This is a genomic window from Cesiribacter sp. SM1, assembly GCF_020178975.1.
GTDB lineage: Bacteria > Bacteroidota > Bacteroidia > Cytophagales > Cyclobacteriaceae > Cesiribacter.
In genome coordinates this window covers 1-14,985 of record NZ_JAHXBU010000080.1, presented here as the reverse complement: position 1 = coordinate 14,985, position 14,985 = coordinate 1, and the positions used below count along the sequence as shown (strand labels likewise).

The 14,985-nt window shown below is 43.6% G+C and carries 16 protein-coding genes and 3 pseudogenes; 7 read left to right on the top strand and 12 right to left on the bottom strand.

Annotated elements, in window-relative coordinates:
* Nucleotides 1-100 precede the first annotated feature (100 nt).
* On the bottom strand, nt 101-415 hold the full coding sequence (locus KWJ01_RS13485) for a PRC-barrel domain-containing protein (protein WP_224997009.1): 315 nt from the start codon (nt 413-415) through the stop codon (nt 101-103).
* Nucleotides 416-591: 176 nt separating this feature from the next.
* On the opposite strand from KWJ01_RS13485, the gene KWJ01_RS13480 reads away from it, so the two are divergent.
* Entirely contained in the window at nt 592-1,602 is a 1,011-nt protein-coding gene (locus KWJ01_RS13480; protein ID WP_224997006.1) for an acyl-CoA desaturase, read from the top strand.
* 666 nt (nt 1,603-2,268) lie between these two features.
* On the opposite strand, the gene KWJ01_RS13475 is transcribed toward KWJ01_RS13480, so the two are convergent.
* The 3 genes from KWJ01_RS13475 to KWJ01_RS13465 all read right to left on the bottom strand — a co-directional run bounded on the left by KWJ01_RS13475 (nt 2,269) and on the right by KWJ01_RS13465 (nt 3,789).
* Complete coding sequence (locus tag KWJ01_RS13475) at nt 2,269-2,892, bottom strand: porin family protein (RefSeq protein WP_224997005.1); 624 nt, start codon at nt 2,890-2,892, stop codon at nt 2,269-2,271.
* Nucleotides 2,889-3,134: a hypothetical protein gene (locus KWJ01_RS13470; protein ID WP_224997003.1), complete on the bottom strand. Its 246-nt coding sequence runs from the start codon at nt 3,132-3,134 to the stop codon at nt 2,889-2,891. Before KWJ01_RS13470 ends, KWJ01_RS13475 begins: the two co-directional genes overlap by 4 nt.
* A 94-nt stretch (nt 3,135-3,228) precedes the next feature.
* Nucleotides 3,229-3,789: an AraC family transcriptional regulator gene (locus KWJ01_RS13465; RefSeq protein ID WP_224997011.1), complete on the bottom strand. Its 561-nt coding sequence runs from the start codon at nt 3,787-3,789 to the stop codon at nt 3,229-3,231.
* A 291-nt stretch (nt 3,790-4,080) separates the two neighbouring features.
* On the opposite strand from KWJ01_RS13465, the pseudogene KWJ01_RS28325 reads away from it, so the two are divergent.
* From KWJ01_RS28325 to KWJ01_RS13450, 3 genes and pseudogenes are all read left to right on the top strand, one after another.
* Nucleotides 4,081-4,493: pseudogene (locus KWJ01_RS28325) on the top strand (bestrophin family ion channel).
* A 66-nt stretch (nt 4,494-4,559) separates the two neighbouring features.
* Nucleotides 4,560-4,853, top strand: a complete 294-nt coding sequence (locus KWJ01_RS13455) for a hypothetical protein (protein ID WP_224997001.1) — start codon at nt 4,560-4,562, stop codon at nt 4,851-4,853.
* A 1,049-nt stretch (nt 4,854-5,902) separates the two neighbouring features.
* Nucleotides 5,903-6,253 carry a hypothetical protein gene (locus KWJ01_RS13450; RefSeq protein WP_224996999.1) on the top strand — a complete coding sequence of 117 codons (351 nt, stop codon included), beginning with the start codon at nt 5,903-5,905 and terminating at the stop codon, nt 6,251-6,253.
* A 114-nt stretch (nt 6,254-6,367) separates the two neighbouring features.
* Here KWJ01_RS13450 and KWJ01_RS13445 read toward each other — a convergent pair whose 3' ends face one another.
* From KWJ01_RS13445 to KWJ01_RS13435, 3 genes are all read right to left on the bottom strand, one after another.
* Nucleotides 6,368-6,898, bottom strand: coding sequence for a transposase family protein (locus KWJ01_RS13445; RefSeq protein ID WP_224996997.1), 531 nt, complete (start codon nt 6,896-6,898; stop codon nt 6,368-6,370).
* Nucleotides 6,849-7,295, bottom strand: coding sequence for a hypothetical protein (locus tag KWJ01_RS13440; RefSeq protein WP_224996996.1), 447 nt, complete (start codon nt 7,293-7,295; stop codon nt 6,849-6,851). The genes KWJ01_RS13445 and KWJ01_RS13440 overlap by 50 nt, the downstream gene beginning before the upstream one ends.
* A gap of 292 nt (nt 7,296-7,587) precedes the next feature.
* Nucleotides 7,588-7,989: a response regulator gene (locus tag KWJ01_RS13435; protein ID WP_224996995.1), complete on the bottom strand. Its 402-nt coding sequence runs from the start codon at nt 7,987-7,989 to the stop codon at nt 7,588-7,590.
* Between the two features lie 524 nt (nt 7,990-8,513).
* On the opposite strand from KWJ01_RS13435, the pseudogene KWJ01_RS13430 reads away from it, so the two are divergent.
* The 3 genes and pseudogenes from KWJ01_RS13430 to KWJ01_RS13420 form a co-directional block, all read left to right on the top strand.
* A pseudogene (locus KWJ01_RS13430) lies at nt 8,514-9,422 on the top strand (PLP-dependent cysteine synthase family protein); the annotation flags it as partial.
* 332 nt (nt 9,423-9,754) lie between these two features.
* Nucleotides 9,755-10,195 carry an IS3 family transposase gene (locus KWJ01_RS13425; protein ID WP_224996994.1) on the top strand — a complete coding sequence of 147 codons (441 nt, stop codon included), beginning with the start codon at nt 9,755-9,757 and terminating at the stop codon, nt 10,193-10,195.
* Nucleotides 10,078-10,563, top strand: a complete 486-nt coding sequence (locus KWJ01_RS13420) for an IS3 family transposase (RefSeq protein WP_224996993.1) — start codon at nt 10,078-10,080, stop codon at nt 10,561-10,563. Before KWJ01_RS13425 ends, KWJ01_RS13420 begins: the two co-directional genes overlap by 118 nt.
* A gap of 218 nt (nt 10,564-10,781) precedes the next feature.
* Here KWJ01_RS13420 and KWJ01_RS13415 read toward each other — a convergent pair whose 3' ends face one another.
* The 5 genes and pseudogenes from KWJ01_RS13415 to KWJ01_RS28320 form a co-directional block, all read right to left on the bottom strand.
* Nucleotides 10,782-11,987, bottom strand: coding sequence for a threonine synthase (locus tag KWJ01_RS13415; protein WP_224996992.1), 1,206 nt, complete (start codon nt 11,985-11,987; stop codon nt 10,782-10,784).
* A 72-nt stretch (nt 11,988-12,059) separates the two neighbouring features.
* A complete protein-coding gene (locus KWJ01_RS13410; RefSeq protein ID WP_224996991.1) occupies nt 12,060-12,938 on the bottom strand; it encodes a LysR substrate-binding domain-containing protein in 879 nt (292 codons plus the stop codon).
* Nucleotides 12,939-12,980: 42 nt separating this feature from the next.
* Nucleotides 12,981-13,364 (bottom strand): annotated as a pseudogene (locus tag KWJ01_RS13405) (IS1 family transposase); the annotation flags it as partial.
* 28 nt (nt 13,365-13,392) lie between these two features.
* Nucleotides 13,393-14,397 (bottom strand): IS110 family transposase, encoded by a 1,005-nt coding sequence (locus KWJ01_RS13400; RefSeq protein ID WP_224996990.1) that lies wholly within the window; start codon nt 14,395-14,397, stop codon nt 13,393-13,395.
* A gap of 295 nt (nt 14,398-14,692) precedes the next feature.
* Nucleotides 14,693-14,839, bottom strand: coding sequence for a transposase (locus KWJ01_RS28320; protein ID WP_370634718.1), 147 nt, complete (start codon nt 14,837-14,839; stop codon nt 14,693-14,695).
* Nucleotides 14,840-14,985 lie beyond the last annotated feature (146 nt).

The window sequence follows — 14,985 nt, the reverse complement described above, 5'->3', positions numbered from 1 at the left end:
AATAAACGAAGAGCTAAAATCCATTGGAGCTTTACTGTCAACACTGCCAGAGAAAAGCTATCGCGGCAATATCTAGCTGTCAATAAAGCTAATGCAATTTCTATGGATTAAATTGGAAGAGCACTAGCATGAAAAGAACTTTGCTGGGATATTCTATATTAAGTTTGTCCCATGGAAGAAAATAATTTTTCTCACCTAACCCAAAAATGTGATCGAACTGAAAGACAACATATTCTATTGTTCTTGTTTCAGAGTCTGTGACTACAGATTTTATTTCTCCTATCTTTTGACCGGTCGTTGAATGAACATCACTTAGCCCAGCGCTCATGCGATACTTTCCGAATGTGTTCAGTTGTATATTATCAAGATCCTGCTCAATTTTGAAGATGCTGTTGGTATTATCATATCCGTTCATAATGCTGTGATTAGGTAGTGTAACCCATTGACTGATTTTCTTGTTTATTCATCAACAAGATAATCTTTCAATAGGTTACACTACCTAAAGACCAATCGGCTTTCTTTGCTACAGTTCGTAAAAGAGTAGATTCCTATTTTAAAGAAAAGAATATTTCCAAAAATGCCAATAGTCTGATGTGGATCAACACAAGCTTCAATCTGCTTGTTTATATTTCGCTCTACGGCCTGATTATATCTGGTTGGTTTGGTAGCTGGATGATGCTGGGCATGACCCTACTGCTGGGTGTATTTGCAGCCTTTATTGGTTTCAATGTATGCCACGATGCTATTCATGGTTCTTTTACTAAAAGTGCCAGATTGAATAGAGGGCTTAGTACGATTTTCCACCTTATTGGTGCAAACCCTTATCTGTGGGATCTTACCCATAACATCGTGCACCATACCTATACCAACATCCCGGGCCATGATGAGGATATTGAGATAGCCCCTGGTCTGATCCGTTTGGATGAAAGCGAAAAGGTAAATAAGATACAACGTTATCAGCACTTTTACGCTTTCCTGCTCTATGGCTTTGCCTCACTTTCCTGGGTATTACGTAAGGACTATATAAAGTTCTTTCAGAAACAGATTGGTCAGCATCAGGCGAAGCACCCACGAAAAGAGTACTTCAACCTTTTTTTCTTTAAGTTTCTATATTATTTTCTGTTTATTGGCTTACCCATCATACTATTGCCTTTTAGCTGGTGGCAGGTATTAATTGCTTTTCTACTCATGCACCTGGCCGAAGGTTTTGTGATAGGCCTTGTCTTTCAGTTGGCACATGTAGTGGAGGGAACATACTTTCCAATGCCCAATGAAGAGGGGAATGTAGAGGAAGCCTGGGCCGAGCATCAAATGAGCACAACGGCCAATTTTGCGCCCAACAGTGCAGTGGCAAGCTTTCTGCTGGGTGGGCTTAACAGGCAAATTGAACATCACCTATTTCCAAAGATCTGTCATGTGCATTACCCAGCCATTTCAGGAATTGTAAAACAAACGGCTAAAGAATTTGGCCTCCCTTACCTGGAGTGTTCAAGTTTCTTTTCTGCACTGCAGTCGCATTACCGAACCCTGAGAAAGATGGGCGAAGAAGCCTATCATGCCAAAAAAGCATACCGGCATTGCAGGGTTAAAATGAACTTCTAAAGCCAGTATAACATACTAGCATTATTAAAATAGAGATTCCGGCAGTATTACAGATAATGCTACCGGAATCTCCTCCATTTGGTGCCTTTCATATATGACAACCGATAGCTTCTGATATTTGCTACAACAGCTGCTGATAGACTTTTTTATCATACGCGCTAATGTTAGCACAGCCTTTTCAGCAGATAAAAGCTGAAATTAGTTAAAGTCTCTCGATTACAAGCGGTTGGTTACCTGCTAAAATCCTTTGATCAGTATAATGTTTTTGATGCGTTTCAGCGATATTCTGGCAGGAGAGGAAACAGCATTCCAGATCTGAGTACCTTACTTACTTCCAGCCATGTATACTTTTGTTCTGACTTTACTTGCTTTACATAGGTTGTTTTAGTTTAAGCTTCTTCCGACTCTCTGAAAACTTAGGCTTCTGTGCTGCATACAGGGGCCATTTACTCAAAAACCCTTCTAAATTCATCTTGCTTTTTCCACATAACTGGCTTTGTAGTAGAACAAAGGGAAATTGCATGGCCATTCGAAATAAACAGGCAGTACTTTCCTGTCTGCAGGATGATTTTGGCACCCTTTGTAAAGCCGGTGGCCAAATGCCGTCCAGGAGATGGAGGGCGGGCAAAAAATACCGGTGTAGCTTATCGCATAAACGAGCAGCTATTAAAACATATAGCCTACCGTGGCCTGAAACCATGCATTTTTGTAGCGGGGAGTGGCAGCGTTACCATTTCCATTGTTCTTTATCAAATCCCACCCGGCTCTTGCGCCTATCACCAAATGTTTTACAGCTACATCTGCTCCTCCCACAAAAGCAAGGTTGTATTTGCGGTAGTCATCGTTCAGAAACTCCTGTTCCTGTTCGATGGTGGTGGCCCCATTTTCAAATACATCCTTTTGACTCAGCAGGTAAGAGTATTGTGGCCCTGCCAGCAGCGTAAATGCCCTGAAGGGCTTAAAAGCTACTAAAAGAGGTACATCCAGGGAATTTGATGTACGTTCAAGGCTGTAGGAATTGCCCAATAGCCGTCCTGAAGCTTTGAACCCTTTTTGAGAAAACAAGATTTCAGGCTGAATGCTAATAAAATTCAAAACAGGTATTGAAGTAAAAACACCTGCTGCCAGCCCAGGTTTTGCATTGGCCTTAAATGCTTCGCCTTCTGTATCATACACATTCGCGTAATTGGCACCTGCTTTTAGCCCCAGCTGAAAGCGGTTGTGGTTCTGGGCATTTGCCTGATAAGCCAAAAATGCCAGCATGGCCATCATAAGTAGTGACTTTTTCATATAGCTTTATTTTTAAGGGAATAGCCACTCAGGTTTAACCTTGTGCGTGCATTTAATAATTCTGCTATCAGTATCTCAAGCTCTTCTTTGGTCTTGCCAATTTTTGGCCTAAGCAGGTCTTTCGCCGGCTCCTGCTTGATAAGCGTAAGCCTTGTGTCGGCATGGGTAAGCAGGTAAAGCTTTTGTTTAACGTTCCCTCTTGCTCCATCCCAATCCATCTCATAGGGGAATTTGTTGTTCATGGTATTAGGCCTGTGGTGTAAAACTAGCCTAATACAAAGGTGGTCTTATATGTAAGACATTGTGTTACAGAAGAAAAGAAAGAAGTTACAGATATCACAGATTCTCCAGGTTATGCTGCCGTTTTTGCTTTAGCTGCTTAAAGAAGGAGGGCGAGAGGCCCGTTACTTTTTTAAATTGGGCAGAAAGGTGAGCAACGCTGCTATAATGCAGGCGGTAGGAAATCTCCGTAAGATTAAGTTCGTCGTAAAGCAGCATCTCCTTCACCCGTTCAATTTTATGCTTGATGATGAATTGCTGAATAGTTGTTCCTTTCACCTCTGAGAAAAGATTAGAGAGGTAGGTGTAATCATATTGAAGTTTATCACTGATGTAATCGGAGTAATTCACTTTGGGGAGATCATCGGTATGATGAATCAATTCAATGATCACATTTTTTATTTTATCGACCAAGATGCTTCGCTTATCATCAAGCAGCTCCAGGCCTGAAAGAAGCAGCACAGATTTCAGTTGTTCTCGCTGTTCAGGACTTATGTCCTCCAGAATCTCAACCGCCTCCAGGTCTACCACCACGAAATGCAGACCAAGCTTTGCCAGCTCCTGTTTCACTAACATTTTGCAGCGCAGGCTTACCATGTATTTGATATACAGCATTATACTTTAGCCATGAATTTTGAAATTCCCCTTAGAAAATAAAGATACTTTATAATCCATTCAAAAAACTGCAAAAGCCTACCCTATAAAGCCTCTACTTTTTGCAAATGATCCTATTTCCGAAAGTGATCAAGCTCCCTAAGATACTTCACCGTCTGCTCTTTCCATCTTTGGTCAAGTAGTAGTGATTTAATTATCTAGTAGTGTACAAGATATAAGGTTGGGGTTTTACTAAGAGATCATAAGGAATATGAGATCTTCTGGCACAAAATCAATCCACCAAATTACTTACTTGTGCGGCAGGGCGAGGATTTGCAAAATTCTTTTAGGCGCGGGTGGCTATCTGATTACCGTTTTGTCAAGTTGGAGGAGACACTGGTAGAGTTTAATAACATTCAGGGCAGGAGCGAGCGAATAAAAAATACACCATTCCCCCGTCAATACAGTTTTTCTCGAGGTTGTTTGTATTTATCCATGCTACCCTACTTCCGTTTGTGTTTATTGAGGAAATAGGCTGTGTTACGATTCCTCTTACCATTATCATCTCATTTGTATTTCTGTGTCTTGACATGGTGGGAGAACGAACTGAAGATCCTTTTGAAAATAGGCTGGAAGATGTACCACTTACCGCTCTAAGCCTTACTATTGAAACTAACCTAAAAGAGCAGTGGGGAGCTGATAATTTTCCTACATCAAAAGATACGTAAAAGGGGGTTGTCTTTTGAATACTCCAAAATCTTGTTGTAATGGTGCGTAAAAAAAAATAACAAGCAATGAAACCTCGCTTTGAACGAAGTTACGGAAGCCGTACCAGAATGGTAAACAAGCTGGCTAAAGAATACCTTACTGATAGTCTCTTTGCTGCTGGAGCAGAGGACAGCCACCGGGGGGCGGTAAATCTCTGGAAGCTGAAAGGATCAGTAGGCAAGCTACTGGGGAACACAGTAACGGATTCTCCTTCTCACTACCAGCGGCTAAAGTGCTGGCTGAGCTTTGGAGCCAAAAATAAGCTGCTTTGGAGAGGATTGCTAAAGTCACCAGCAGCCTTATTGGTGAAAAATAGTTAGCTACTTATCATAGACGGCAGTTCTTGGCAGTGGGGCGGGGAGGCCTACCATCAACCGGCGTTCCAGTTTTGAACTTGAGGTAATCTATATCAAGGAGTGAGTGTACCTATCTGGCGGCAGGACTTAAGCACCCAAGGCATCAGCAATCAGGGAGAGCATAAGCTTTTCTTTTACTACACCTGGCTTTCAAACTGTTAAAGGAAAAGGTGCAGCTTGTTGAAAATGACTGGGTCGCCCGGTGTTACATTGGCAGCGAGTGGTTTGTGTGGCTGTAGCAGGTAGGCCTCGAATTTGTGAGCAGGCTGCGAAAATAAAACTATCACAAGGAAGTGGAAAGCAGCGGCAGAAATATTGAGAAGCTTGGGCAAAAGGCCAAAGCTAATGTAGGAAGGCTGGTTTTGAAAAGGTTCTTTCTGCAAGGCCAGTCTTACTTTATGTACTGAAAGCTCTTCTGAGCAGGATTGGAAAAATAGATTACCTGCGCTTGATCAGCACCCATGAGCAAACTTTAGCTGTGAAGAATTTTGGCTACAGATACAGGATAGAGAGCATCGGGGCCGCTCGTTCAGTTTAAGTGTTTGAAAACAGTGCAATTGGCCAGGAATAAATGCACGTGCAGAAAGAATACAAGGTGCAGATGATGATGGGGGCGCTTGTGCTGGCTATACCTTAGTTGCTATCAAAGCATTAAAGAAATTCAGGAGAAAGCTAGCCATCAAACAAAAGGCTCCCAACAAATGAGTGTATTCCGCTATGAATTGGGCCTTTGGCGGAATCACCTGAAGAACTTTGTACTTTTCCTGGATCATCTACTGGAATATCTCAGACGATACTTGAATGGCGAAAATTCATCATTGATAATAAGTGTACCATCGTATAGAAAAAAATATACCTGACCAGCATCATACTAACAGAAAAGAACTTACTTTTTTTCAGTTATTCTCTCCTTCAAAACGTAAAATATAAGCTATACACGCACTATTAAATAAGCCGCACACAACCCAGTTTTGGTACATTTAATAATTGAAAATAGTTTAAAAGTATTTATTATGGAAAACACTGCCCAACACCGACTAACAACACTTTCGCAAATATCCAATGAGTTAAGGCTCCAAGGTTTTACTGAAGAATTTACCATTACGGCTGCTGGATTAAAATGCTGTTCGTCTGAAAAAGTGTTTGCACCAGAAGATGTGAAAATTCTAAAACATTACCGGTTTGAAGGAGATTCTGACCCCGGTGATATGAGTATTCTATATGTCTTGAAAACAATTAGCGGCCTCAGAGGGACTGTTGCAACGGCCTATGGTTCTTATGGAGATGTTGAATTTCCTGAATTTATGAAAAGAGTGGAAGAAGTGGAAAACCGTAATAAACCAAAAATCCAACATTTGGTATAATATTCCGTTTGTACAGCAGTATTTTCCGTACAAATACTCATGCATGAAAAGTATTGTTCAGATATCAATCTTCTTGCATAAATAGCAAAACGCTGCTACAGGTATTAGACCTTATTACGATAAATTTCTATACTCAATTCTAAGGTTGTGCAATCCACAGGCAATTAGCATGACCTTATCATGAATTTCTTCAATTCTGAGCCTGATTTTCTCCTGCACAGTTCTGAGTCTTTTTATGCCACTGATGGCATGTTCCACTGTTACTCTCATTGAGGAAACAAGCTGGTTAAAGGCTTTATCTTCATCACATAGCTCTTGATTCTTAGGCTTTTTCTCCGGCATTACTACTTTCACTTTATCAGGAGAATAGCCCAGAAATCCCAGATCCTGCATCAGTACTCCTTCAGGGGGAAAAAGCAACTCCATTTCATCGGCCAGCGCCTTATCATGCATGCTTCCTTCTACAGTAGAACTTAAGAAAAGCACCTTTTTTTCTTTGTTGATGATCAGGTTGTTTTTCACCGTGTGCTCACCCTTTTTACCGCTGTAGTAGAACCTCTGGCGCTCATAATCCACAGAACGTGGAATAGGTCTTTCAGTGCCATCCAGCAGGATAAAGTACTCTGCCAGTACCTTCAGACTCAAATACAGTTGATCTGCCGTTCTTTGAGGAAGCATCTTGAGCCGATGCAGGCTCTTTTCCAATAAAGGCAGCAGTAGTTTCAGCCATTGGCTCACCTTTCCTTGGCTCATGGAAAACATTAATCCATGATATGCCTGAGTAGGACTTTGCCGCTTCGGCGGTCCGATGCAGGTAAATCAAAATGAATAAGAGCTTATCATGACTGCCTTTGAGACTAATATCACTGTGCTCATTGTGCTTAGGCAGGCTTCTCTTCTTTCCTTTCAAATCATGATAGCAATGGTACTGCTGCCATAACTTATCGAATTCTGATAAAACAGCCATAAACTCCTCTGCTCGTAAACTCGTTAAGCTTAATAACAGGTGGTGGGATATTTCTTCACTTTTGATTATTCGCATAATACAAAAAGAAGATTTCCTGCCGCCTTAGTTCTTTTACCCCCTCAATTTCAGACCCTTAGCAAATTATTGTAATAAGGTCTAATCCCTTAATTCTTTCCCTATACTTGCAAGCATAAAATAGGTTATGCGACTGTCACAAAATAATTTCGAAGTGCAAGTGCTAACCAGCAGGATATTCACTATCTGGCCAAGAGTTGGGCTAGTTATCTGACCACTCCTTTCTTCCCTGTTAAAGTCGTTCTTGTCTTGAGTAGCTTGGCTTCTATCTCCCACGCAGTGGTAGCTTTGGTTATGCACTTTTAACTCTGGAAATAGCCTCTTTTATACACTCTGGTCTTAGAGGCTTTTGCACAAACCCCTTCAACTTCTCACTATAAAGCGTTTCGGCCTTTTTCTTATGCTCTGGGGACATGGATGCAGTGTGCATCACAATGGAGACATCTTTTAAGGGTACACCCCCAGCTTCCAATTTGTCCAGAAACTGAAACCCATCCATTTGAGGCATCTCAACATCTAAGAAGATCAGATCAGCAGCAGAAGAACGGTTGTTTTGGAGGTATTCTAGTGCTTGCTGGGGATCAGTGATGTACTCGATCTCTTCAGCAACGTCCATACATTGCAATAATCGCTGATGTAGGAAAGCGGTTGTAGCATCATCATCGATGATTAAGATCTTCTTTACTTTTTTCATTAGGCCCAGATTAAAAAATATACACAAAATTGTGCATCTATGATGCCAAGAAAGTTAGAAGAGGTCTACATACGCTAACAATCATATTTACAAAGGGTTTATTAAAAATAATTATTATGTGAGCAGCTACTTATCTGCCTGCTAATACTATCAAAATGAAAATATACCTTTTCATTTTGACAAGCTTATTCTACTCTTCTTCTACCCGCTCAGTAGTCTCTCTTTTCCTTTAGCAATAATTATTTACAAGAAGGCTCTTAACAGATGTTGTAGAAAATTCTTTCCATACCTGGTGGAGTAGCCCAGTTGATTTTACCCACTAGTTACTTCCCGCAGCGAAGAACCTTCCTATTTAAGCAGACGAGCCATTCCACCGGCCTTTATATAGTGCTCATTTCTTTACCAGAAGTATTATAGCTGGAAAAAAATAAAGATAGGATAGCTACTAAAGTCTATGCTGATCAGCACCCTGACTATTGAAGCTCTAATGAGAGTAAGATCTTTTCACCTCATTAAAATGCGAATACTATAACCCTAGCGGCAGCATCAAGGACCGCATGGCTTTCCACATCCTGCAACAGGCCTATGGAGACTGCCTTATCGGGGAGGGAGACCCGATCGTGGAGGCCACCAGCGGCAATACAGGCATTGCCTTTGCGTCGCTCGGCCGGGCACTTTGCCACCCGGTGCACATCATCATGCCCGACTGGCTTACCCGGGAAAGGGCCGAGCTGATGAGGAGTATGGGGGCGGAAGTAACACTGGTGAGCAAGCAGGAGGGAGGCTTTATAAGGAGCATCCAACTAGCCGGGGAGATGGCCCTGGCGGATCCGCGGGTATTTCTGCCGCGCCAGTTCGAGAACCGGCAGAACTGCGAAGCCCATGAACAAACCACAGGCCCTGAAATCCGGGATCAGCTGCAGCTGCTTGGTAAAAAGCCGGATGCTTTCGTGGCAGGTGTGGGCACCGGTGGTACCATCATGGGGGTGGGAGCCTGCCTGCGCCGGCATAACCCCCATATTCGCCTGCACCCGCTGGAGCCGGCCCAGTCGTCTACCCTTTCCACCGGCTGTAAGGTGGGGATGCACCGCATCCAGGGGATTTCTGATGATTTCATCCCACCCATCCTAAAGTTGGATAGATTGGACGCCGTTGTACAGGCCAATGACAGTGATGCCATCCGCATGGCCCAGAAGCTGACAAGCCGGCTTGGACTCGGTGTAGGTTTTTCATCCGGTGCCAATGTGATCGGTGCCATTCGCCTGCAGCAGGAGCTGGGGCCGGAAGCCACGGTGGTAACGGTACTGCCGGACAGCAACAAGAAATACCTTAGCTCTGACCTGCTCTGGGAGCAACCGCTGAAAGAAGATTATGTAAGCCCCTATGTAGACTTAGAAGGGTATACATCGATCTCCCGCCTCAATGGGCGTTAAGCCCTGCAGGCTGCTGCTATGGGTGATCATGTTGCTTCCTATAGCCTGGAAGTTTATCGGATGTTCAAGATAATATTCATGGAATCAAAAGCTTAAGATTCATTCGTCTTTTAAACCATTGCATCTGCGTCCAGGCTGGTAATAGTGTTTGCTTACTCCTGCCTTTTCTTTTCTGATACTGGAATTCCCCCGAAAAAGTGGAAGGTTAGAAAAGAGTATATTAACTTAATCTAACCAGTAACTACTATGGCAAAAAGGAAGGAGTATTCCAAGGAATTCAGTTCATCAGGGAGCACAGAGAGGAATATTCCCTGGAGCGCCTATGCCAGGCTATGGACACATCGCTAAGTGGCTACTATGCCTGGGTCAGTAGACCTGAGAGTAAGCGACAGCAGGCAAATGAGCTTATCCTAAGGGAAATAAATAACATTCATAAAGAGAGCCGCCAGAGTTATGGCAGCCCCAGAGTTTACCATGATCTGAAAGAAAAAGGCATCAAGTGCTCGGAAAATAAAGTGGCACGCCTGATGCAGATCAATGGTATAGCTGCTAAAAGGAAAAGAAGATTTATGGTCACCACGGATTCCTGGCATAGTTTTCCAGTGGCAGAAAATAAGCTCAAGCAGGAATTTTTAGCCAGCAGGCCTAATGAGAAGTGGGTTACCGACATCACGGCACGGGCCGCCCCGCTATATATGGACCAAAGAAGGATGACGGTCGGCCGCTGCCGCTTTACTTGGCTGCAGTGCTGGATCTGTATTCTAGAAAAGTAGTTGGATGGTCTATGGATGTGACTATGGAAAAGGGACTGGTAATGACTGCTCTGACTATGGCCCTAAAGGCCCGCCAACCGCAGAAGGGGTTGCTGCACCACTCTGATCGAGGAAGTCAATATGCCAGCACAGATTATCAAAAACTACTTCTGGATCAGCAAATTACCTGCTCTATGAGTCGAAAAGGCAACTGTTATGATAATGCTGCCATGGAAAGTTTCTTCGCTACTTTAAAGCAAGAACTGGTGTATCATCGGCAATATGAGAACCGACAGCAGGCTAAACAGGATATCTTTGAGTATATTGAGGTCTGGTATAACCGCAAAAGAAGACATTCATCCATTGGCTATCATCCATTGGCTATATGAGCCCTGAGAAATTTGAAACAACAAATCATTATGCACTAGCTGCATAACCTTTTCTAACCCTCCGTCTTTTGGGGGAACTCCATACTTCCATGCGTATTTGCTGGGCAAGCATCACCATGTCCTGCCTTTGCTTTCTTAGTCAGATACTATGGAAGCAAAGCGTTATAAAGCCTTTACCACCCTCATCCTTAAATATAGAAATGTACTTGAAGCTACTGTCAGCCTTTGTACTTGTTTTCAATGTTCTCCATGTACTTCTGGCCGTTTCCTGTATTCAGGAGCAGCACCTGCTCTTCAGGAAGAATATAGCCAGCAGCCAGCAATTTGCGGGAAGCCATCCAAAGAGCGGCTCCTTCCGGTGCAACAAATAGTCCTTCCAGGCTGCTAAGCTCCTGCAGGCTGAATATCATTTCCTCTTCTGTAATCCCTATTGCTGTTCCTTTTGATGCTGAAAGCACATGCAGCATTAAGGGTTCGCCGATTGGCCTGGGTACAGCAAGTCCATTTGCAATGGTAGGCTTGCCTACATACTGTTGTGCATTTGGTTGTCTGCCAAAGAAGGTTTCTACTAAAGGCATGCAGTTTGCTGCCTGCACGGCAACCATTCTTGGAAGTATAGTTTCTTCAGGGAGCCAGCCAATGGCTTTAAGTTCATGGAAAGCTTTCCAGATACCAATAAGGCCAGTGCCTCCGCCTGCAGGATAGAGGATAACATCAGGTAGTTGCCAGTTGAGCTGCTCGGCGATTTCGTAGCCCATGGTCTTTTTACCTTCCAACCTATAGGGCTCTTTCAAGGTAGACACATCCAGCCAGGAGCCATCCCTGTTAAGTTCTTTTGCTTTATGGGCACAATCATTGATCAAGCCATCGACCAGGTGTACTTCTGCGCCATACCAATAACATTCTTCCCGAAAAGCCTTTGGTGTGTGGTGAGGCATCACAACCACTGCTTTCATGCCAGCCCTGGCACAATAGGCTGCCAGGGCCACGCCTGCATTGCCGGCGGTAGGAATGATGCATCCCTCAATCCCAAGCTCTTTTGCTTTAGAGACTGCCATACTTAAGCCTCGTGCCTTGAAAGAACCGGTGGGATTCTGGCCTTCGTCCTTTAAGAGCAACTCTCTGAAGTTGTATTTGCCGGCGAGGGTATCCAGCGATAGAATAGGTGTAAACCCTTCACCCAGACTTACAATGTTTTCTTTTTTAAGCACCGGGAGTAGCTCCCGATAGCGCCACATGGTGCCTGGACGATTCTGGAGCACTTCTTTATGCAGCGGCTCCTCATGTTCGTATCTGGCCACCAAGGGAAGATGGCAGCAGGATGATAAGCTGTGAAGGGCATGGGCATCGTAAGACGCGCCACAGGACGAGCATCCTAAAGAACTAATCAGACTGGCAGGTGATGTTTTGCTTGTGTATTCCATCTAATAGATACGCTGTTACCGGGGCAAGAAGCCTATCTGTTATGACGAAACAAAACGGTAAAAGGGAATAGCTCATTCCTTTTTGGAATACATCCGTTTCATGAAGCGGATAAATTCCTTATAGGTAAAATGGTTCTCAGCGCCTTTTCGTTGTATAAAATTAAAGTTGCGTTTTACGGAGAGACCCGTTATCGGCACCTCTACCAGTTCGCCTGACTGTAGTTCTTTTAGCACTGCCTGCCGTGGCAGGAACGCAAGGCAGGTGTCTACCCGCACAAAGTTCTTTAAGGCTTCGGTACCACCTAGTCTGATTTTGATGGGGAGGTCCAGCAGTTTCACCTGCTTTTTCTCCAGTGCCTCAACCAGTACCGCCAGGGTGCCCGAGCCTGGCTCACGTATTGCAAGGGGTATGTGGTATAAATCTTTAACTTCTAATTGCCGCTTTTTAAGTGGATTTCTTGAGGAGCAGACCGCTATGACTTCGTCTGTCAGAAAAGGGGTGTAGGTTAAATTACTTAATTTGTTTACCCCTTCTACAATACCCAGATCAATTTCATGGTCAAGCAGCGCCTTTACAATATTCTCACTGTTGCGGTTTTTCAGGACAAGCTGTGCTTTGGGGTTTTTCTCCAGGAATGCAGACAACACTGGCGGCAGAATATAGAGGGAAATAGTGGTGCTTGCCCCGATCACCATGTTCACCTGAGGGGTGAAGTGTTCGTTTAAGTCCCTGAACTCGTGATGGAGTTCTTCTTGCAGCTGTTTTGCCACCAGCAGTTTTTGGTACAGTAATTTTCCTGCCACAGTGAGGCTGATATGGTTTCCAGTCCGCTCAAATAAGCCAATCTTATAAAATTCCTCTAATCCCTTCACCTGCTTGCTGATGGCAGACTGGCTGATATATAGCGTTTCACTTGCCTTGGTAAAACTCAGTACCCTGGCCACTTCCATGAAAATCAAATGTTTGTGTGAGAGCATATATGGGTAGTGTCACTATTTGAGTGATTCGTTATAGTAGAAAAGGAACAGTTTTGTATAGAGGAAGTGCATAGTGTCTGACTTTGAGAAAGATAAAGTTTTTCTCACGTACCTGCATACTCTTTGTCGGATGGTGCAATTAAACCGCTCAATATGATTAGTCTCTCCGCTATCTTTTCCTACGCTGGTGTGCTTTTTACCGCCAAAGACCTGCTGGTAAGCTTCAAGAAGATCAGAGTAGCTGTAGCAGTGCTGATAATTCTGAGGAATGCTCTTCCAGAGCTCTTGACAGCTTCTTTTGCTGCGGTCTCCGATGAAAAGGCTACAATCTGTCTGGTTCTCCTGTTCAAGGCTAACGGTCCGCCGCTGCGGCCAGAGCCATTTCTGCCGCCATTTACCCCTTACAAAGCTCCGCGATTTCTATGGTTCAAACAAACGCAGTCGTATAGTTTTTTTCATATTTTCTGTTGTCTCTGACGCAGGCAAAGATTCGGTGAATGATCTTGTTTCTAATGGCATTGAGTACAGCCATTTTGCTTTTTCCTTCTTCCACTTTCCTGTAGTAGTAGTTGGCTAATTCTCCTTCTTTACATATGGCTGCCATCGCTCCCATGTGAAAGAGTTTCTTCATTTTCTTATTGGCAAACTGACTGACCCTGGTCTTACCCCTGATGCTTGTCCCTGAAGAATGTTCGAAAGGAGAAACACCTGCATAGCAAGCAAATTTTCTGGGGCACTTAAAGAGTTTAAACTCGTTAGTGGTAGTGATAACCTCCCAGAAAATCACCTCACCTACGCCATCCACAGAAGTAACCCATGCAAAAAGCTGGCTTAGCGTTTCATCTTCTTTGATAAGACTCCTGATCTTTTTCTCTATCGTTGCAATCTGCTTCTCCAGTGCCTCAACAGGCTTTTTATTCAGCTTTTCCAGCTCTTTTAGAAGCTTCTTATTTTGGAAACCAGCTAATTCTCCTAAAGGTACCTTCAAGGCGTTCTTAGCATTGAGCAACCTTTTTCTCAATGAAACAAGCTGCTTTATCTCCAGTAGCACTCCTCGCTCTGGCTGCCAGAGCAGGGCCTTATCAGCATAGCGGAAGGCGTATTCACTGATCCTGATGGCATCTACTTTATCATTCTTACCTCTTTGCAAGCCTATGGAGCGTTTGATTCGAAGGGAAGATTCCAGCCACAGGGAACAGTCTTCTCCAGAAAGCAGACTAAGCAGGCATTGACTGTAAAGGCCAGTATGCTCGCAGCACAAAAGACTGTGTTTTAACTCTACCCCATGTGCTTTACATTCGGCTTTAAACTCTTTAAGGCCAGCCGCAGAGTTCTCCACCTTTAGATGAAAAATAAGCTTGTAGTGATCTCTTACAGCAAAATCTAAGGTCTTTTTGCTAATGTCTACCCCGATGAAAAAAGAAAATTTCATAACTTCACTTTTAAGGATAAATCAAAAAGGATAGGGACACTTTCGAAACCTTGCTACTAGGCCTTAAGCCTGAATTTCTATCTGAAGCTTGTCCTTATCAACCGGCTTAGGTACTAAATCGCGGGTTGGATCTTATCCAGCGGCGGCCTTAGTTCACCTAAGCCGGTATGTTTTAAAGATACTACTGCCTATCTTGGTTTTGTACTACCTCTCAAAGCTAAAGGCGGCGGCCGCCATAGCTCGTCTAGTTCCAGTATATCATCACTTTTAGAGCCAGCAAGGCTGTCGGTGAAAATCAGCTCCTGGGCTTTTTTTTAATCCACCGCAGTGCCGTCTGATGGCTAATGCCATAGGTTCTGGCAAGGCCTCTGGAAGAGCTTCTCTCAAGGGATGCCTTCACTACCTGCTCCTTTAGCTCCTCATCATACCGTTTGCTTTCAATAACCCCACTAAACCCACAGCTAGTGCTCTTCCAAAATAATTAATAGAACTAAAGTAGTAGCTTTTTCATTTCCAATAAAAAGGAGGTAAGATGGGTAAGCTATTAAAGAAGCTAGAGATAAACAGAGAGGATGAGTTAGTATTACA